This window comes from Leptospira ognonensis (assembly GCF_004770745.1).
Classification (GTDB): domain Bacteria; phylum Spirochaetota; class Leptospiria; order Leptospirales; family Leptospiraceae; genus Leptospira_A; species Leptospira_A ognonensis.
This window is the reverse complement of sequence record NZ_RQGD01000035.1, coordinates 178,797-196,703: the sequence shown is the minus strand read 5'-3', so window position 1 is coordinate 196,703 and position 17,907 is coordinate 178,797. Positions and strand designations below refer to the sequence as shown.

The 17,907-nt window shown below is 41.1% G+C and carries 19 protein-coding genes; 6 read left to right on the top strand and 13 right to left on the bottom strand.

Annotated elements, in window-relative coordinates:
* Nucleotides 1–54: 54 nt before the first annotated feature.
* From EHQ58_RS13915 to recN, 3 genes are all read right to left on the bottom strand, one after another.
* The gene (locus tag EHQ58_RS13915; protein WP_135624507.1) at nt 55–486 is read right to left on the bottom strand and encodes an ExbD/TolR family protein; all 432 of its coding nucleotides are present in this window, start codon (nt 484–486) and stop codon (nt 55–57) included.
* A gap of 3 nt (nt 487–489) precedes the next feature.
* Nucleotides 490–1,110: a MotA/TolQ/ExbB proton channel family protein gene (locus EHQ58_RS13910; RefSeq protein WP_135624506.1), complete on the bottom strand. Its 621-nt coding sequence runs from the start codon at nt 1,108–1,110 to the stop codon at nt 490–492.
* 76 nt (nt 1,111–1,186) lie between these two features.
* Nucleotides 1,187–2,920, bottom strand: coding sequence for a DNA repair protein RecN (gene recN, locus EHQ58_RS13905; protein WP_246047363.1), 1,734 nt, complete (start codon nt 2,918–2,920; stop codon nt 1,187–1,189).
* 105 nt (nt 2,921–3,025) lie between these two features.
* Between recN and EHQ58_RS13900 the strand changes: the two genes are divergently transcribed.
* The 6 genes from EHQ58_RS13900 to EHQ58_RS13875 all read left to right on the top strand — a co-directional run bounded on the left by EHQ58_RS13900 (nt 3,026) and on the right by EHQ58_RS13875 (nt 9,179).
* Nucleotides 3,026–4,750: a patatin-like phospholipase family protein gene (locus EHQ58_RS13900; protein ID WP_135624504.1), complete on the top strand. Its 1,725-nt coding sequence runs from the start codon at nt 3,026–3,028 to the stop codon at nt 4,748–4,750.
* Nucleotides 4,751–4,863: 113 nt separating this feature from the next.
* Nucleotides 4,864–5,319: an LIC11213 family lipoprotein gene (locus EHQ58_RS13895; RefSeq protein WP_135624503.1), complete on the top strand. Its 456-nt coding sequence runs from the start codon at nt 4,864–4,866 to the stop codon at nt 5,317–5,319.
* 13 nt (nt 5,320–5,332) lie between these two features.
* A complete protein-coding gene (locus EHQ58_RS13890; RefSeq protein ID WP_167883639.1) occupies nt 5,333–5,731 on the top strand; it encodes an LIC11213 family lipoprotein in 399 nt (132 codons plus the stop codon).
* Nucleotides 5,728–6,261 (top strand): YceI family protein, encoded by a 534-nt coding sequence (locus tag EHQ58_RS13885; RefSeq protein ID WP_135624501.1) that lies wholly within the window; start codon nt 5,728–5,730, stop codon nt 6,259–6,261. Before EHQ58_RS13890 ends, EHQ58_RS13885 begins: the two co-directional genes overlap by 4 nt.
* Nucleotides 6,258–7,313: a DUF5777 family beta-barrel protein gene (locus EHQ58_RS13880; protein WP_135624500.1), complete on the top strand. Its 1,056-nt coding sequence runs from the start codon at nt 6,258–6,260 to the stop codon at nt 7,311–7,313. The genes EHQ58_RS13885 and EHQ58_RS13880 overlap by 4 nt, the downstream gene beginning before the upstream one ends.
* Nucleotides 7,314–7,325: 12 nt before the next feature.
* The gene (locus tag EHQ58_RS13875) at nt 7,326–9,179 is read left to right on the top strand and encodes a SpoIIE family protein phosphatase (protein WP_135624499.1); all 1,854 of its coding nucleotides are present in this window, start codon (nt 7,326–7,328) and stop codon (nt 9,177–9,179) included.
* Nucleotides 9,180–9,182: 3 nt separating this feature from the next.
* On the opposite strand, the gene EHQ58_RS13870 is transcribed toward EHQ58_RS13875, so the two are convergent.
* The 10 genes from EHQ58_RS13870 to EHQ58_RS13825 form a co-directional block, all read right to left on the bottom strand.
* Complete coding sequence (locus tag EHQ58_RS13870; protein ID WP_135624498.1) at nt 9,183–10,184, bottom strand: PLP-dependent cysteine synthase family protein; 1,002 nt, start codon at nt 10,182–10,184, stop codon at nt 9,183–9,185.
* Nucleotides 10,185–10,187: 3 nt separating this feature from the next.
* Nucleotides 10,188–10,544: an FKBP-type peptidyl-prolyl cis-trans isomerase gene (locus EHQ58_RS13865; RefSeq protein WP_425460489.1), complete on the bottom strand. Its 357-nt coding sequence runs from the start codon at nt 10,542–10,544 to the stop codon at nt 10,188–10,190.
* A 31-nt stretch (nt 10,545–10,575) separates the two neighbouring features.
* The gene (leuD, locus tag EHQ58_RS13860; RefSeq protein ID WP_135624496.1) at nt 10,576–11,202 is read right to left on the bottom strand and encodes a 3-isopropylmalate dehydratase small subunit; all 627 of its coding nucleotides are present in this window, start codon (nt 11,200–11,202) and stop codon (nt 10,576–10,578) included.
* A 9-nt stretch (nt 11,203–11,211) separates the two neighbouring features.
* Nucleotides 11,212–12,606, bottom strand: coding sequence for a 3-isopropylmalate dehydratase large subunit (leuC, locus tag EHQ58_RS13855; RefSeq protein WP_135624495.1), 1,395 nt, complete (start codon nt 12,604–12,606; stop codon nt 11,212–11,214).
* A 79-nt stretch (nt 12,607–12,685) separates the two neighbouring features.
* Complete coding sequence (locus tag EHQ58_RS13850) at nt 12,686–13,528, bottom strand: hypothetical protein (RefSeq protein WP_135624494.1); 843 nt, start codon at nt 13,526–13,528, stop codon at nt 12,686–12,688.
* Entirely contained in the window at nt 13,529–15,043 is a 1,515-nt protein-coding gene (locus EHQ58_RS13845) for an FHA domain-containing protein (RefSeq protein ID WP_135624493.1), read from the bottom strand. It abuts the gene before it with no gap.
* Nucleotides 14,985–15,701 carry an ATP-binding cassette domain-containing protein gene (locus EHQ58_RS13840; RefSeq protein ID WP_135624492.1) on the bottom strand — a complete coding sequence of 239 codons (717 nt, stop codon included), beginning with the start codon at nt 15,699–15,701 and terminating at the stop codon, nt 14,985–14,987. The genes EHQ58_RS13845 and EHQ58_RS13840 overlap by 59 nt, the downstream gene beginning before the upstream one ends.
* A gap of 63 nt (nt 15,702–15,764) precedes the next feature.
* A complete protein-coding gene (locus EHQ58_RS13835) occupies nt 15,765–16,352 on the bottom strand; it encodes an SIS domain-containing protein (protein WP_135624491.1) in 588 nt (195 codons plus the stop codon).
* Complete coding sequence (locus EHQ58_RS13830) at nt 16,342–17,103, bottom strand: LBBP_01157 family protein (RefSeq protein WP_135624490.1); 762 nt, start codon at nt 17,101–17,103, stop codon at nt 16,342–16,344. Before EHQ58_RS13830 ends, EHQ58_RS13835 begins: the two co-directional genes overlap by 11 nt.
* The gene (locus tag EHQ58_RS13825) at nt 17,090–17,899 is read right to left on the bottom strand and encodes a glycosyltransferase family 2 protein (protein ID WP_135624489.1); all 810 of its coding nucleotides are present in this window, start codon (nt 17,897–17,899) and stop codon (nt 17,090–17,092) included. The genes EHQ58_RS13830 and EHQ58_RS13825 overlap by 14 nt, the downstream gene beginning before the upstream one ends.
* Nucleotides 17,900–17,907 lie beyond the last annotated feature (8 nt).

Genomic DNA, 17,907 nt, shown 5'->3' with positions numbered 1-17,907 from the left:
GCAAAACATATTACGAATAATAATAGGAGATGTGATTTTTTGAGTTTCAAAAATCTATTTTGATGTGCCTTTTACCATTGCTAAGTTAAATCTGCTAACGCCAGCTGCATTTACGGCATCGATAACTTTAACAACAACTTGGTATGAGGCTCCGCCATCTCCACGTATGATTACTTTATTCTTTTTCGGATCCCTTTCTTTCTCAGGTCCGAGAAATCCGTTGATTCGATCGGTTAGGGAATCTAACGCAACAGCGTCCGTACTCTGATCTAAAAAGATCTTTCCTTGTTTGTCAACAGTGATGATGAGTTCATCTTTTTGCTTTTCTTTGGCGACACTTGAAGATCGAGGAAGCTCCACTTTTAAAGCGGTATTTTTCTCAAGCGTGGCATTCATTAAAAAATAAATTACGATAAAGGAAATAACATCGATTAGAGGTGCTAACTCGATTTTATTAAAAGATTCTTGCTTCTTACGAAACTTCATTCGCTACTTTTGTTTCACCAAGTGCGGTAACACTAGGTCCGTTACATTTTCCATCTCAATGGTGCGTTCTTCTTTCGATCTGGAAAAATAATTATAGAAAACATAGGCAGGAATGGCAACGCCGAGTCCCATCGCAGTGGTAACAAGTGCCTCAGAAATTCCCACTTCTGCTCCCTTCGTCCCTGCTCCTTCAGCAAAGGATCTCACAATCCCGATAACGGTTCCCAATACTCCAAGGAGAGGAGCAATCGTGGCAATCGTACCAAGACTTGTGAGGTATTTTTCCATAAGTCCAATCTGTCTGAAACCTTCTTGCCGGACATCATCTTCGAAATACTCAACGTTCCTTCTTTTGAGTTCAAAAGCTAACTGCAGAATCACAGAAGCCGGAGAAAGAGAGGCCTTCCCTAGAATGTCTTTCGCCTCATCCCATTTCTTTTCCCTAGCTAGATCTCGAATTTTTTTCAGATCATCGCCGGGGATCGGCTTCAATTTCCAGAAGTAGACTAACCTTTCAATGATGATGGTAAATCCCACAATGGATACAAAAATGATAACGATAGGAATCGTTTCTGGAGGTACGGATGAAATGATCGAGTCTGATTTAGCAAAAGGAAAAAACATGAAGTGGCCCCAATTCAGGATTACAGAATAAGGATTTCAATCTTCCCTTTTTCGCCAAATACAATTTTAAGTAAATTCAGACTGCCTTTTTCTGCAAAAGCTCCGTGGCTGCTTTCATGACACCTTGGGTGACCTGTTTTCCGCCAATCATTCGTGCAAGTTCTCGTTTTCGCTCTTCGAAGGTCAATCCCTTCGAAATTGCATACGTTCTGCCATTTTCCGCATACTTTTCGATACGAATGTGTTCATCTGCTACCGCTGCAATCTGTTGGGTATGGGTAATGAGTAGGATTTGAGAAGATTTGGAAAGTTTTTTCAGTTTTGACGCAAGCGATGTGGCAGCCTCCCCACCAAGACCCGTATCAATTTCATCTAAAATCAAAATTTGAGGAGCCGGTGAAAATTTGCCGAGAGCACTTCTCAATCCAAGCATGATGCGCGATAATTCGCCTCCAGAAGCAACTTTTCTGAGGGGCCTTGGTTTCTCTCCCACATTGGCACTAAAATAGAATTCCACCTGATCCAAACCAGTTTCTGAAATAAAATATAGTTTCGATCCTTCATCCACTTCCCCTTCCGGATTTTCTTCCCATCTTAGGACGACTTGCAGTTTGGCACCCTCCATCCCTAAATCATTCAGCTCTTTTTGTACCTCTTCCTCAAAAGAGGAAAGAGCATTTCTGCGAGCTCGGGAAAGCTGAAAGACCAATTCTTTCAATTCGAGAAGTGCCTGATCATACTTTTGCGATAAAAAATCTCTATCACTGGCTGAAAGAGTCCATTTTTCCAATTCCACTTTCTTTTGTTCCAACTGATTTAGAATTTCTGGGATCGAGGAACCAAACTTTTTCTTTAGCTTATTCAGAATCTGAAGTCGTGTCTGTACCATATCTAGACGATCGGGGCTAAAAAATAATTCCTCTTCCTCTTCACGAATGGTTGATTTTAAATTTTTGAGACGATCATATACATCTTCCCATTCCTCCCTGAGAGGCATTTTTTCTGGCAATAGTTGGGATATCTTTTCCACTGCGTGAAGCATGCTAGGAAAAACTTTTAATATGGCATTCTCCTTGTCCGTTAATTCTTCTAAAAGATAACGATAGTTTTCTGCCAACTTTTCCCCATTCGCAAGAAAGCGTTCTTCTTGCATCAGAGATTCGTCTTCTCCGTCCTTCGGCGATACGTTTTCGATTTCCTCTATTTCAAAATTTAAGATTTCTAATTTCTTTTTCGACTCCGCCAAGGTATCATCAAAATGATTTAACTTCTCCTTCCAATGGCGAAAATTTTGTAAGGAAAGCTTAACCTTTGCTTTGAGGGATTCAAGGTGAGCGAAACGATCTAGAAATTCCAGTTGATGGGATTTTTCGAGAAGGAAGAGCTGCTCGTTTTGGCTATGGACTTCCGCAATGTGCTTTCCAAATTCTCGTAAATGAGAGGTGGAAGCAAGAGAATCACCAATTTTCACTCGTGCCTTACCGTCCTTAAATAATTCCTTGGTCAGTATGATTTCATCGCCTTCATATTGAAAGCCTTGGTTCTGCAAATATTCTTTTGCCATAGGATGCTCTTTTAAGTTGACGATGGCCTGGAGAGAGTATTTATCTTTGCCAGTTCGAATGTTTGCCGTCGAGCACCTACCCCCAAAAAGAGAGGCAATCGAATCAAATACGAGCGATTTACCAGATCCAGATTCTCCTGTAAAAACGGCAAGGCCTGACTTTAAGTCTAAGTCCAAAGATTCAAGAAGTGCAAAGTCCCTAATTTTTAAGTGGCTGATCATACAAAACTCCTGTTTGCTATACATACGATAACTACTACACATACAATTAGTCAAGAAAAATAAATGAAAAAATAAAAACAAAATTTCAATCGCGAGGCATTTGCATTTTTGGTCTGTAAGGACATCGCAATGAAAGACCTTGATGGCAAGATTCACCTCGTTTCTGGACTCCCTTTATTTCGAAGTTTGCAGAAAAAAGAACTTGTTTGGATCGCAGAAATGGTTCAGATCGTGGAGTCAAAGAGAGATGAGGTATTGTATCGGAAAGGCGGGAGTGACCATAGCCTTTACCTGATTCTATCGGGGTCTGTCTCCGTCTATCTCCCAGCCAAAGGAGAAACCAAAGAAGAAGTACTGCAGATCCTCAAGAAAGGAGAGTATTTCGGCATTCACTCCCTCTTAACAGAAGAGGAACATTCTCATAGCGTTCGAACCCTTTCCGAATCCCGCTTTCTCGTGCTTCGACAGAAAGAATTCCAAGACCTTCTGCGAAAAATTCCATTTTTATCCATCACCTTCTCGAGGATGCTTACGAAAACACTCAGAAATGAACTTCTCGGAAGCAAAGAATATTTCAAAAATTCTGTGATATGTTTTGTACATACCGCTGACTCGGCTGCAGACTTTTATACGATCAAATTGGCCGAAGCAATCGAAAGAGAATCTGGTAAGAAGTCGATCATACTCAGATTCAACCAACGGAATGTACCAGATGAATACAAATCGGATTTGCTCAAGACCTACAGATATCGGGATGTCGATAAAATCAAGGAGACACTTGGCAGGCATTATGCGACTCATTTCTTTATCTTTTTGGAAATCTTTCCAGAAGACCCGCCAGAACTCAAAGATGCTCTGCTAGAGGAATCAGACAATATTGATCAACTGGTAGGGCTCAGTAGCGAAGGCAGTGCCAAACAGGAATCATCTTCTGTGATCAGTGAGGAAGCAAAATCCAATGAGGCTCTCTACCATGAAACGCCGATCGAAACAATTCTTACGCAGGGCCAATTCGAAACGCATATCAACCGCAAGGCGAGAGAGCTTTCGGGAGTGGAAGTTGGCATTGCTCTTGGTGGAGGGGCGGCTCTTGGTTTGGCACAAATCGGTATCATGAAAGTTTTCGAGGAAGAAAATCTAAAAGTCGACATCATTTCCGGTACAAGTATAGGCGCTGTGATCGGTGCATTTTGGGCAAGTGGCCTCGGTTACAAAGGAATCCTACCCTTATTACAAGAGATAGATTCCATTTTTAAAATGTTTAAGTTGATAGACCTATCCTTTCCTGGCCAAGGTTTGCTTCATGGTAAACATGTTCGCAATTTACTTGAGAAATATCTCGGAGATCTGACTTTTGAGGAACTTCCGATCAAATTGCGACTCATTTCCTGTGAAATCTCTACGCGCCGAGAAGTCATTCTTTCGGAGGGAAAAGTACTGGATGCCCTGATGGCCAGTATTTCCATACCTGGTGTATTTGCCCCGCAAGCACAGGAAAACGGTAAAACTTATGTAGATGGCGGGATCGTGAACCCACTTCCTGTTTCTCCCCTAACACACGAAGGTGTCGAAAAAATCATCGCTGTCAACTCTATGCCTTCTTCCAAAGTGCAGATGAATACAAATAAGTTAGCAAACTTAAATGTTTTGGATATCATTGTGAATAGCCTTTATTCCTTACAATACCGGATTGGAAAGTATTCAGCGCAAGATGCCGATGTCTATTTAAATCCAATCTTACCCAACTCCAACTGGTTTGAATTTTGGAGGAGTGCTGAATTCATAAAGCTTGGAGAACAGGTAGCGCACGATTCCTTACCTGAGATCAAAAAATTATTCGAAAAAGCCAATTGATTGGGCGAGTCTAAAACAATCCATCTTCCTTCTGCAAAAGAAATTGATCTATCCTATTGCTATTTCTCTTTGGAAGGAGTCTAACATCTAATCTATTTTTTAAAAAGGTAACTATGAAGTATTCCTATATCTATTTATTTCTCCTAATGCTAACTCTGCATTTAGCTTGCTCGGTTTTGGACCCAGAAAATGGGAACGATCAGGAAAAGGAACAAAATTCCCTCCTCGGTCTACTCGCTTTGTCGAGAACATCTACGGCGACTAGCACACAAACAAATCAAAAATTCCCGACACCAACCTGCGAAGTGAGTGCACCAGCATTTTCAACCTTAAAAGAGGCAGGCTTTGAAACAACTTGTGGACAATCAGGATGCCATGTAACAGGCGGCAGTGGAGCCAGCAGATACCGAACAAACGTCTATTCGGAAGTATTAGCGTATGCAAATACTGGGGTTCCGAGCACCTCGGCATTATATAGAGAACAATCTTCAGGATCCATGGCAATCTATACAACTCAGGCAATCGATAAGGCAATTTATTGCTGGATTTCAGGAGGAGCAAAGCCATAGACTGTCCTGAACTATGCGTTATTTGCTCCCACTCCTAGGCTTTTATATTCTATCTTGTAGTTATGTTTCCTCTACTGATAAAGAAAGGGAAATCGCTACAAATGCGATCTTATTTTCTGCGCTTACGACGAGTACTCCGACGGTGACATCCACTGAATGTAACGTCAGTGCTCCCACGTTTTCGACTCTAAGCACCGCAGGATTTAATACCTCCTGCGGCAGATCCGGCTGCCACGACGGGACCACTCGATACAATGCGACAAATTATGCGCAGGTGAAGGCTCTGACAAACCCAGGCAATGCCTCTACATCTTCACTCTACATCCAAGTGAAAGGATCCATGGCCATTTATTCAAACGCGACTCTGGACAGAGCTATCTATTGTTGGATTCAAGGCGGTTCCAACCCATGAGAATCATCTGCCTTGTGTTAGGTCTGTTTCTTGTCTCAAATACCTTGGTTGCAGAACCCACAGAGTGGAAGGTAGCCAAAGGAAAAGTTTTTTTCAAATCCGAAACGGATCTCGAGACGATTCTGGGTGAAGGGGATTCTGTAACAGGAAGTTTAGATGTAAAAACGAAAAAGATAAAAATCGAAATAGGACTGAGTAGCATAAAAACGGATAACAAATTGCAAACCTCTCATCTTCATGATAATTATTTTGAAGTAGAAAAGTTTCCCATTTCTACTTTCGAAGGTGAAGTGAACCAAATAAAAGAGTCAGGTGACGTGGAGGCCGTTGGCGTTTTACAGCTGCATGGTGTCAAAAAAGAAAATGTAAAGCTACTTGGAAAAACATCGAAAGCTCCAAATGGTGTAGAGCAGATATCCTATTTTACGATCAACCTGTCAGACTATAAAATCGAAATTCCAAAACTTGTTTTTTTAAAAGTAAATCCCGTCATCCAAGTCAAAGTAAAAATCCAATGGGAAACACCATGAAATTCTTATCCTTTATCATCGCAGCCTTTACTCTCTTCTATTTTCCATTGTTTAGCCAAACTAAATCTAACACACATTTCATGGGATCGAGTAATCTATTTATGCCATCCACAGAAGATGTAGGTGAGAAAAATTTAGTCTTTCGTTTCAACCATAGGTTCGGAAACGCAAAAGCTGGGTTTGAAGACTTTTATGGTCTGGACCAAGGAGCCAACACACAGTTGGCCTTGGACTATGGTTTGACAGACAAATGGATGGTAGGGATTGCAAGAACCTCACAACAAAAAACTTGGGAACTACGATCAAAGTATAGATTGATCAGCCAAGACGCCTTTCCCTTTACCGTCAGCCTATTTGGAGTTGTCGGACAAGAAACATCAGACCAGAGTTATACCTACGCGTATTTTAACCGACCCTGGACGGGAGTTTCTGCCGTTGATACCAAGTTAAACCGAGATTTAAATACATATGAACTAACAGATCATGATAAAAAATCTATGCTCGGATCCGTTCTTATTTCTCGGAAATTTACGGATTCTATTTCTTTGCAAGTTTCACCCATGATCGTTCATAGAAATTTTACACCTGCAAACACAAACAATGAAAGAACTGGTGTTGATGTTGGTGGGCGGTTTAAGATATCGACTCGCATTGATTTGAGCTTCAATGCCATCTTTACTTCGAAAAGAGATTTTGTCGGAGATAGTTATGCGACGGAATCCCAAAAAACATCCGTTAATGGTGTGACACAATTATCAAGCGATCAAATCAATTCTGGTCTTGCCAATGGAACCGTAACACCTTCGGAAATTTTAATTAGGAATGTACTTCTGGATGAGCCCGTGAAACATAAATTTGTGCCCTTTGGCATTGGCTTAGACATCGAAACAGGTGGGCACGTATTCCAAGTCTTTGTTTCCAATAATCGTACCCTCGCGCAAACCCAGCTCCTTCGAGGTGCCGACTATGATTTTATGAAAAAGGAATTTTGTCTGGGATTTAATATCATGCGCCAGTTTAGCCTTGCTTCCTCAGAAAAAGAAGCCTGGTGACCAGAACAAAACATGAAATGGCTCCTCCTCTGTCTGCTTTTCTGTATCCATTGTGCCAATGATATCGATCGCCCAGAATTAGAGCTCCTCGACAAAGACGTTACCTTTAGTGAACTGCCTTTGTATGAAAAAAATTGGAATCCGGTAGGTCGTCGGATCCAAAATTTTGGAACAGGCCGGTCACCACTTTGGCTCCGTAGTCAGTTAAAAAATGATACGACAGAAATCCGTGAAATCAGCTTAGAGGTGGGCGTTGCGTATCTCGATGAGATTGATTTTTATCTCGTGAAAAGAGATCAAATATCCTATATGAAATCGGGTGTGTTTTCAAAAACTGTTCCCGGGCAACTCCATCATCGAAATCCAAATTTCCATTTCAGTCTGCAAGTGGGAGAAGTAGCGACAGCATATTTTAAATTGAAGAATTCAGGCCTTCTCGCCTTCCCTTTGCGAATTTGGGAACAAAGAGACTTTATGAATAAAGCACAAGCGGAATATATCATTCACGGCTTGTATTTCGGTGCGTTACTTTCCATGTTATTTTATAATTTACTCATATATTTAACGATACGTGAAAAAAGTTTTCTATTCTACTGCCTTTATATATCTTCTGTCCTCTATGTTTACCTCGTACTTGGCGGTTTTCATAAACAGTTTTTTGCACAGGAAAATTCGTTCTTTCTCAAACCGGGCTTATTTATTGCCTCCTATCTGGCGGTTGCCTTCGTTCTCTTATTCACGAGTGAATTTCTAAATTTAGCAAAAATACAAAAAACTTTTAACTCTGCCCTTACTTATTTTGCCGTCAGCTGTATCTTCATCGGAGGCCTCGCCACTTTTCTGCCTTTCACTCTTATGGTAAAATCGATGAATTATTTGCTCCCCTTCGGGTCGATCCTAATGATCATCAGCGCCTACTTGGGATTTCGAAAGGGAGTCAGCCAATCCGCTTTTTTTCTCGGTGCCTGGATCATTGTCACCATCGGCATAGTTCTTGAGACACTCACGAATCTAGGCGTCTTCCCTCTGGAATTTTGGATAGGCCGTTATGGAACGCAACTTTCCTCGTTACTCGAAGGCATTTTATTTTCTATCGCTATTGGAAGAAGGATTAGAACATTAACAAGAGAAAAAGAAATCGTCAATGCGAAGCTACTTCTCATCGAAAAGGATTTAGAGGTGGCACGAAAAATCCAAACTCACATCCTTCCTCTTCATACTCCCGTTTTCCCAGACGCGAAAATTCATGTGACCTATCTCCCCTTACGCGCGGTTGGTGGTGATTTCTATGACTTTCATGAATGCGGTGATACAGAATTTGGTGTGATTGTTGCTGATGTGACGGGTCATGGAGTGAGTGCGGCCATGGACTCCTCAACCGTCAAAATCTCCTTTAAAAACGAAAAACACTGGTCAAAGAATCCAGAAAAACTTCTCGAACGAATGAATGATTTTTTAGGCGAAGTTTTAAACCAGAGGTTCGTGAGTGCCGTTTATGCATATATAAATTTGGAGGCATTAGAATTGCAATATGCAACCGCAGGCCATCCACCTATGATTTTACTTCGAAAAAAGGAAATCATCGAATTGGAATCGGAGGGATTTCTACTCGGTTTTGAAAAAAATTGCGAATACAAACTCTTTGCAAGAAAATTAGAAAAAGGAGATAAGTTACTCCTTTATACGGATGGCCTGAGTGATGATATCAGCATAGAAAAAACATCAACGGAAGTTTTGAAGGAGACCATTGCCATCACTCACTATTTAGAAGCCGAACAATTTACCAAAGACTTGATCGCCTCACTCAATCAAAAACGAATCCAAGATTCAGATGATATCACCGTTTTACTGATAGAAATTCTGTAACTACTAGTCTCTATCCGGAGAAAGGATGACAATGTTAAATGGATCTCTTTCATTGGCAAGAGTGTCTTTGATGGTTTCAGAAAAACGAAGTGCGCCGGTAATTACTGTTCCCGTAGTGAGTCCCGCAAAAATACCCTCTTTATCATAAAGATCCGCTTGAAGGTGTAATGCTTCTTCAGGACTCACTGGGAAGGCTCCATCAATCAATCTAGAATCATAAACGGATGGAAGAGAAATTTCATCCTGTTCTTTTTTAGTTTTTGCTTTCACATAACGCAAAAATGGTGAAGATTGCTTTCCTGCCAGAATCACTTTCACTTTAGAATTTTGTGATTTTAAATATCGTCCAATTCCTGTGATGGCACCACCAGTACCAGGTGCAGAAACCACTGCTCCCACCTTACCTTGGAGGTCTCGCCAAATCTCAGGACCTGTCGTTTTAAAATGAAAATTCGGATTGGCCGGATTCGCTGCTTCATCGGGAATCCAACCATTTACTTTTTGAGCCTTTGCAATGGCCAAATCAAAAAGCACACTCGTATCTGAAACACTTGTTACCGTAACTTCCGCACCATAACTTCTTAACAGCTGTATCCGTTCGGGAGGAGTCGAAAGCGGCACCAAACAATAGACGGGGTATTGCCTGATTTTGCCGATCCATGAAAAGCTGATCGAAGAAGACCCAGCTCCGTATAAAACGACGGACATTCCTTTCCGAACTTTTCCTCTGCGTTCCGCATCAATAAACATTGCAAGAGCCGTTCTGTCTTTAGCCGAACCCGTAGGATTCAAAAACTCAGCCTTAAGATAAAAATGAATGCCAGAATACTCAGATCCGATTCGATTTAGGCGTATGAGAGGTGTGTTTCCAATCAGTTGAAGGATATTGTCCTTGATTGGGTTAACAACAGAAAGCTCCTTTCCAAACAAACCTTGTACGTTGTTCAAAGCTTGCAATAAGCTATTCCCAAAATCATCAATACCCTTCGAGATTGGATCAAACATTTATTATTTTACTTTTAGTAACTCTACGTCAAAAATCAAAGTAGAATTTGCAGGAATGGGTCCAACAGCCCTAGCACCATAACCCATCTGAGGAGGAATAGTGAGTTTTCTCTTTCCACCTTCTTTCATTCCCACGATGCCTTTTTCCCATCCTTGGATCACTTGTCCTGCACCTAAATTGAAAACAAAGGGCTCACCACGATCTACAGAGGAGTCGAAAACTTTTCCATTTGTGAGTTTACCAGTGTAATGAACTGTAACTACCGTTCCACGTAAGGCCTCTTTGCCCAAGCCTACTTTTGTATCTTGGATCTGAAGCTCGTCCGCTGCAATTAGAGAAGCAAAACTGAATACTATCATTAAATAAGGGATCATGTGTTTCATGTTTTGATTATACTACCTTTGGATACAACCAGGGAACTTCTTTTTGATTTTTCTCTTCAAATTTTTGAATTTTCTCTGCCTTTTTCATCGTAAGTCCAATATCGTCGAGCCCATTCAGTAAACAGTACTTTCGAAAATGATCGACCTCAAAGGAATACTCTTTCCCTTCGTCGGTGTGTATGGTTTGTTTTTCTAAATCGATCGTTAGATTGGCACCAGGCTTTGCATCAATGGTTTTAAAAATCTCATCCACCTTGTCTTCTCCCAGTGCGATTGGGAGCATACCATTTTTGAAACAGTTATTATAGAAAATATCAGCAAACGAAGGTGCAATGATGCAACGAAAGCCGTAGTCTTCTAGTGCCCAAGGGGCATGCTCTCTAGAAGAACCACAACCAAAATTATCGCGAGTGACAAGTACTGTGGCATTCTCGTATCGGGGAGCATTTAGGATAAAATCGGGATTCGGAACCTTTCCTGCATCATCCAAAAATCTCCAATCATGAAAGAGATGCTGGCCAAAACCAGAACGTTCTATTTTTCGTAGAAACTGCTTCGGGATGATTTGGTCTGTATCCACGTTAGCTTTATCGAGCAGTCCTGCGATGCCTTTGAGAGTTGTAAATGCTTTCATAATTCGTACCTATTTCCAGTCCCTAATGTCTACAAAATGACCTTCGATGGCAGTTGCTGCTGCCATGGCAGGTCCGACGAGATGCGTGCGACCTCCCTTTCCTTGTCTTCCTTCAAAGTTTCGGTTTGAAGTAGAGGCGCATCGATCCCCAGGCGAAAGGACATCATCATTCATTGCCAAGCACATCGAGCATCCTGGATTTCTCCATTGGAATCCTGCAGAGAGAAAAATCTGATCCAAACCTTCTTCTTCTGCCTGGCGTTTCACCCGGCCTGAGCCAGGAACGATGATTGCTTCTACTGCCGAGTGGACTTTCTTGCCTTTCACTGTAGCAGCAACAACCCGTAGGTCTTCAATTCGTGAATTCGTACAGGAACCGATGAATACTTTATTTACCTTGATATCCGATATCTTTTGCCCTGCTTGCAAATCCATATAAGCAAGTGCAGATTCCGCAGATTTTTTTTGGATTGGATCTGAGAAATCGGCAGGTCCAGGAACGGTTGCTGTCACGGGTACAACTTGTCCGGGAGATGTTCCCCAACTCACCATTGGTGCAATCTCACTTGCATTTAAAATAACTGTTTTATCAAACTGAGCACCCGCATCGGATGCGTAAGATCTCCATTTTTTTTCTGCAAGATCCCAGTCCTTGCCTTTCGGAGCGTAATCACGTCCTTTGATATAGGCGATGGTTGTATCATCAGGGGAGATGAGTCCCGCTCTGGCACCGGCTTCAATCGCCATGTTGCAAATGGTCATCCGTCCTTCCATAGATAGGGAACGGATCGCCTCGCCTGTAAATTCAATCACATAACCAGTCGCACCGTCTGTGCCGATCTTTCCGATGATTGCGAGTACGATGTCTTTTGCGGAAACGAGAGGTGATAACTTTCCATCGACTCGGATTTCAAGTGTTTTTGGTTTTTTCTGAACCAAGGTTTGGGTTGCTAGTACGTGTTCGACTTCCGATGTACCGATACCGAAAGCAAGTGCCCCGAATGCGCCATGCGTCGCTGTATGAGAATCCCCACAAACAATTGTCATACCTGGATGAGTGATTCCTAATTCAGGTGCGACAACGTGAACAATGCCGTTGTCTGGATGATTGATGTCAAATAAATTGATGTGATTTTCCCTGCAATTGTCTTCCAGAGTCTTCATCTGTAAAACAGCAATCGGATCGATCTTACTTAGGTCCTTCGTTCGCGTGGAAACGTTATGGTCCATAGTCGCAAAAGTTGCGTCTGGTCGTCTCACGCTTCTGCCTGTCAGTTTTAAACTTTCAAAGGCTTGTGGACTGGTTACTTCGTGGACGAGATGCCTATCGATGTAGATGATACAAGTACCGTCCTCTTCATCTACCAAATGATCATTCCAAATTTTCTCAAACATTGTTTTCATTCGGACACTCTCCCTTCATAAGTCATACCTCGTACTAGGGGTAGAGCGTCCAGAGAATTTGAATGAAAAAAGTTAGGAATTAAGGGGTTTGGACGGTCGTCCCACTTTGGTATGTGCCGGAAGTGCAGAGAGATTGGGCTGATGTTGAACTTGTAATGATGGGCGACGTGTAAACCGTTACAATGGTTCCGATGCTTGAAGACGTATATTTACAGGAACCGAGAACATTGGTTTCCGTGCATTTGGTCGTTTGTTTCGTCCCCCCAGAGAGACAGTCTGTAAAGGCTCCATAGTAATTCTGGCAAATGCCTGTAGAGGAGCTATTATCGCATGAGAATTTAAAAGTGGTCGATGAAGAACCGTTCAGCAAATCCGTTAAGGCGGAATCCGATACGGTCGAAAGAGCCGTACCTGCTGTAATGACTGTCAGCCCCGCGGTTTGGTAATTGGTTCGACTGTACATATAAATGAGATAACTGCTCGCTTGCAAAAAACTAATGGTTGTTGTACTTCCAACTGTCGAGATCGAATAGGCAGTCCCGACCACTGCCAAAGCATCTGAATCTAAATTTAATGGACAACTTGTAGAAACATAAATATTTGGGGAAACGGCTTGGTTGAAGATAACAGTTGTTCCGATCTGAGCGCCTTTCACCTGCACGATGGCATAGAATGTGTCTTGTACTTGGCGCGTCTGGACACTTTGAGAGGTTGTGGAAACGTTCGTATATCCAGCCTTGATCTGATTGGAGATCCCAGCAATCGTACAGCCATCCGCGCCAGTCTCTGCTGCAAGAAGTGAGGCAGTTGTTGTAGCCGTATCTGAGTCTTCATTTTTACAAAATAAAACGAAAACGAGAATCAATTGAAGTAGAAGATGAAAAAACAGTTTTTTTTTGCCTTTCGAAATTGAACCGAGCATTTATCTACCTCTAAAAGAGAACAGCGTCTTTCCTATTCGAATCTCATCCAAATCATGAAGAGCCTTTGGTCTCAAAAGCTTTCTATTATTTAATAGCACACCCGCGGAGGAAGCGCAATCAAAAAGAAGATGTCGACCTCTCACCTTTTTGATTTTAGCGTGTATCATTTCCGCATAGGGATCTTCCAAAATGAAATCGCACTGCTCCCCGCGACCGATGAGGGTTTCCTCGTCTTTGATGTGAAATTGTTCTCCTTGTGACCTTCCTTCTTTTAAGATCAAAACACAAGTATGGTACAATTCTCCAGCAACTTCATCTCTTTCCAGATATTGTGTTACGATTTCATTTTCTCTAGTTCTCTCGGCGAATTCACCGTAAACTCTTTCATAAACTTCTAATTCATTTCGATTCCTCGTTTGATCCGGCGAGTCAGTAGCTTTTTTTATTTTGCTTTCTATCTCTAATGACGGGATACTGGAAGGTTTGCCCTTGGACACCTCATATCCCCGAAGGTAGTAAAGAATAGAAAAACAAAGGATGATGAAAAAGAAAAGTACAGGATAAAAAACAAAAGGATCTATAAATTTCTGATATATGGTTCTGAATGCTGAAATTTCATAATTGAATTCCAGAGATTTTTCCTCGCCAAAAACAATGTTTACAAGTAGATGATTGTAAGCCCAGTTTGAAAAATTCCAAGGTGAATGATAAACCAACTTCACTTTCGGTGCCGTCGCAAATGTAAGCTCTTTGTAAAGATTTGAGAGTCCTTCTTCGCTTGAAATGGGGAAAAACTTTCCGTTTACATAACTCGCGAGTTTCGTTGTTTCTAAACTATTTGGTGCAACGACAAAAAAACTAATCTTTTCTGAAATCACTTTCTTAGAAAACTCGGCAATTCGAAATTTATCTTCCCAATCAGAGTGCAAACTAACAGTTATCAGGATTTTATTTGGATGATCATCCGCCCTCATTTTTTGAATCACCTTTTCCCATGATCGCATGGGAAATTTTGGCTGTCTTTCTTTAGGAAGAGAGAAGGATGGACTTAACTTGTTAGATGGGATACCTTCATAGAAAATAAACTGATCATCTGACTGGACATTTAGATAAAATTTTCCCTTAGATTTTTCAACAATACTTGCCATGTTATGCGAAAATTGTAATAGCCATGTTTTTTCCTCCCAATCCGTGTAACTGGGAATGGAGAGGTAGATATGCACAGGATAAGGTTCTGAATGCACGGAGAGATTATAATCTGTAGCTACTTTCTTTGCAGTACCCGTATCTTCTGTAATTAATACTTCCGTCTCTCTGCCGAATAGATTTTCGCGCGCTTTCATTTCTACTGTGACTTGTGGATAAAGGCTCGTATCAAAGTCCAATATTTCATATCTGGATTCTGCGGCATTTTCGAGAGAAAGGAATAAGGTAAGGAATATGAAAATTGTTCTTTTAAACGAACATCCGGCGCGCTTTTTCCAAAGCTTTTCCATATTCTGATCTGGGTTCAAATTTTCTTTCCTTAATGGAGATCGTTTCCACGATACTCCCTTCTTTCATTATCGTAATCTCAGAGGCCAGACTTTCGACGATTCGTAAATCATGAGTAATAAAAAACACAGCACAACCCGTTGCACCTGCCATGCGTTTGATTTGGTGGAGGACCCATTTTTCCGTTGCGGCATCTAGGCCTGTCGTCGGTTCGTCCAATACGAGAATTTTGGGATTGGCAAGGATGGCAAGTGATACGCAAATTCTCTGTTTTTCACCTCCCGAGAAAGAATCGGGAAGGCGATTCAGAATATTTTTGTCCGTTTTGATCCCCATCTCTGCCCAAAGACCTAAAACCTTAGTTTTATCAAATGTTTCTCCTAAGGTATAACGGAAAAAATCTTGGAGCTGCTCGCCCAGCTTTCGGTATGGATGGAATGCCAGATTTGGATTTTGGGGAACCAAAAAGATCGACCGAGCGTTTCCCTGTTTCTTGATTCTTTCGGCCATCGCAGGGAGAGAATTTCCGAGGACCGACCATTCCTCATAACTACATTTCCAACCCTCGGGAAGAATGCCAAAAAGAGAGTAGGCAAGAGTCGTTTTTCCAGAACCAGACTCGCCGATCAGACAGTGAATCTGGTTCGGTTCTAACCGAAAGGATAAATCATTCCAAATCTGTATTTTGTTATGCGAAAAAAGATTCGCATGACGGATGGATACGAGAGTCTCCAGAGTCCTTCAATCCAATCCGAAAAGGTCTTTTTCGATGATGCTACAAAGGATATGCCCGATCAAAATATGAGATTCTTGGATTCGAGCGGTAACTCCGGACGGAACAATGATTTCACAGGTTGCCTTTCCTTTGATTTTGCCACCATCTCCACCAAGTAACAGTATTGATTTCATTCCAATACGATTTGCTTCTTCAAGTGCTAAAATGATATTTTCAGAATTTCCTGAGGTGGTAATCCCTACGAAAAGGTCTTCCTTTCTTCCAAAAGCTTCTAATTGTCTTTTAAATAACTGATTGTACCCATAATCATTGGAACATGCGGTGAGCACCGCCTGATCGGAATTAAGTGCAAGTGCAGGAATGGCCCTGCGCTCATTTCCTCCCTTATATCTAACCACGAGTTCTGCGGCGATATGGGAAGCATCGCAGCTTGAGCCTCCATTCCCGCAAAAATATAATATGCCTTTTTCATTTAATGCGTTTACACATAACGCACCTGCTTCTTCGATTGCAGGGAGGAGAGTCTCAAGAACTTTAGATTTAACGTCTATCGATTCCTTGATCGTTTGTTCGATCATTTCTTTATGTTTCATGCTCTTTCTCTCTTTTGTTTGAAATGAATTCTATTTTTTCAGAAAATTCGGTCATCGCTTTTCCAAATTCGAAAATATTCTTATTTTTGCCATGAGGAGAATAAGACCTCCCTGTCTTACCATGATTCACATAGAAAAACTCATCTCGAACGAGGGAAATCTGCCTTTCTGTTGCATTAGACTCAAAAAATTGTTTTAATTCTTCGCCTATCGAGAGGATGGCTAATGCCATTGTATTTGCTGAGAGTTGTAGGATCAGTTGCTCTTTCCAAAATTTCTCCCATTCTAAAATCACTCGCCAATCATTTGTAGTTTCCATCTTCCACTGAAACTCCATATCTGCTTTAGGCAGGTCCAAACGAGAAAGAAAACTTTCTAATTTGTTGTGATCTGATTGTATTGCTAAATTTAAGTTGCCTTCGTCCACAAAAAGAATGCCCGAAATTTTTCCATCTTTCCCAGGATAAAGTGTGTTTCCGGTGGCAAGTAAAATTGAAAAATCAGCACCTTCCAAACGAAAAAGTTTCTCATTTGTTTTATGAAGCTTGTATCCAGAACGCTCCACGACGAGTCCTTGAGTCACCTGTTTAGTTAATAGAAATTGACTCCATTTCGCTGAGGCATTTTTCCATTCGATGTGAAAATTTTGAGGAACTTTTTTTCTGGCACTATTCTCTACTTGACTCTGTTTTTTAGAAAACAATGAAGAGGTGATTCGTTTCCAAAAGGATTTCTTTTTATTTTTTGCCATAGTCTTTTCTGATATTAGATGGTCTCTCGATCACACCCTTTTCTAATTCATAAATCTTCGCATATTTTAAAAATGTAGAAAAACTAGAAGAGAGTGCGATGTATAAACCAGGGATTCCATCCAAAAAACCAAATTTAAAAACATATATCTCCACAAATTTCCCAAGAGGTTTTAGTATTGATTTAATCAAAGAAAAGCGTTGCCCTTTAGAAAACCGAGAAAACGCAACAATTGAAGAAAATTGATTAATTGTCGTTAGTTGGTGCGAAAAATCCGAAAAACTATAATGAAGTATATTTCCCTTCATCGTTTTCCCAAATTTTGAATCAGTGATTTCTATAAAATCGTGAGGGTTCTCACCTACCCACTTTGCTGATTGTTTTTTGAATAGGCGATATCTTCTTTGTGGATACCAGCCACTATGGCGGATCCATCGTCCAAGGTGGTAGGTCAAGCGTGCGATCTGAAATCCTTGGGTTGATTCATCCTCAGAATTAGAAAGAAAATTAATAATTTCAGTTTGTAAAACGTTATCTGCTCTCTCGTCAGCATCTAAAGAAAGGATCCATTCATTTTTGCAATGTGAGATCGCTAAATTTTTCTGCTCTACATGACCATAAAAAGGATTTTCAAAAAACTTAACTTTGCTTATGCTAGATGCTAATTCTTTTGTTTTGTCGGTGCTAAAAGAATCAAGTATGATGATTTCATCCGCAAACGATTCTACGGAATGGATGCAATCAAGGATGTTCTTTTCCTCATTAAAGGTTATGATGGCAACTGATAGTTTTCTCATTGGTTTAG

Bases quoted from the DNA above. Each gene is read 5' to 3' on its own strand.
- EHQ58_RS13915 (WP_135624507.1), bottom strand. From the start codon at position 486: ATGAAGTTTCGTAAGAAGCAAGAATCTTTTAATAAAATCGAGTTAGCA.
- EHQ58_RS13910 (WP_135624506.1), bottom strand. From the start codon at position 1,110: ATGTTTTTTCCTTTTGCTAAATCAGACTCGATCATTTCATCCGTACCT.
- recN (WP_246047363.1), bottom strand. From the start codon at position 2,920: ATGTATAGCAAACAGGAGTTTTGTATGATCAGCCACTTAAAAATTAGG.
- EHQ58_RS13900 (WP_135624504.1), top strand. From the start codon at position 3,026: ATGAAAGACCTTGATGGCAAGATTCACCTCGTTTCTGGACTCCCTTTA.
- EHQ58_RS13895 (WP_135624503.1), top strand. From the start codon at position 4,864: ATGAAGTATTCCTATATCTATTTATTTCTCCTAATGCTAACTCTGCAT.
- EHQ58_RS13890 (WP_167883639.1), top strand. From the start codon at position 5,333: ATGCGTTATTTGCTCCCACTCCTAGGCTTTTATATTCTATCTTGTAGT.
- EHQ58_RS13885 (WP_135624501.1), top strand. From the start codon at position 5,728: ATGAGAATCATCTGCCTTGTGTTAGGTCTGTTTCTTGTCTCAAATACC.
- EHQ58_RS13880 (WP_135624500.1), top strand. From the start codon at position 6,258: ATGAAATTCTTATCCTTTATCATCGCAGCCTTTACTCTCTTCTATTTT.
- EHQ58_RS13875 (WP_135624499.1), top strand. From the start codon at position 7,326: ATGAAATGGCTCCTCCTCTGTCTGCTTTTCTGTATCCATTGTGCCAAT.
- EHQ58_RS13870 (WP_135624498.1), bottom strand. From the start codon at position 10,184: ATGTTTGATCCAATCTCGAAGGGTATTGATGATTTTGGGAATAGCTTA.
- EHQ58_RS13865 (WP_425460489.1), bottom strand. From the start codon at position 10,544: ATGATAGTATTCAGTTTTGCTTCTCTAATTGCAGCGGACGAGCTTCAG.
- leuD (WP_135624496.1), bottom strand. From the start codon at position 11,202: ATGAAAGCATTTACAACTCTCAAAGGCATCGCAGGACTGCTCGATAAA.
- leuC (WP_135624495.1), bottom strand. From the start codon at position 12,606: ATGAAAACAATGTTTGAGAAAATTTGGAATGATCATTTGGTAGATGAA.
- EHQ58_RS13850 (WP_135624494.1), bottom strand. From the start codon at position 13,528: ATGCTCGGTTCAATTTCGAAAGGCAAAAAAAAACTGTTTTTTCATCTT.
- EHQ58_RS13835 (WP_135624491.1), bottom strand. From the start codon at position 16,352: ATGAAACATAAAGAAATGATCGAACAAACGATCAAGGAATCGATAGAC.
- EHQ58_RS13830 (WP_135624490.1), bottom strand. From the start codon at position 17,103: ATGGCAAAAAATAAAAAGAAATCCTTTTGGAAACGAATCACCTCTTCA.
- EHQ58_RS13825 (WP_135624489.1), bottom strand. From the start codon at position 17,899: ATGAGAAAACTATCAGTTGCCATCATAACCTTTAATGAGGAAAAGAAC.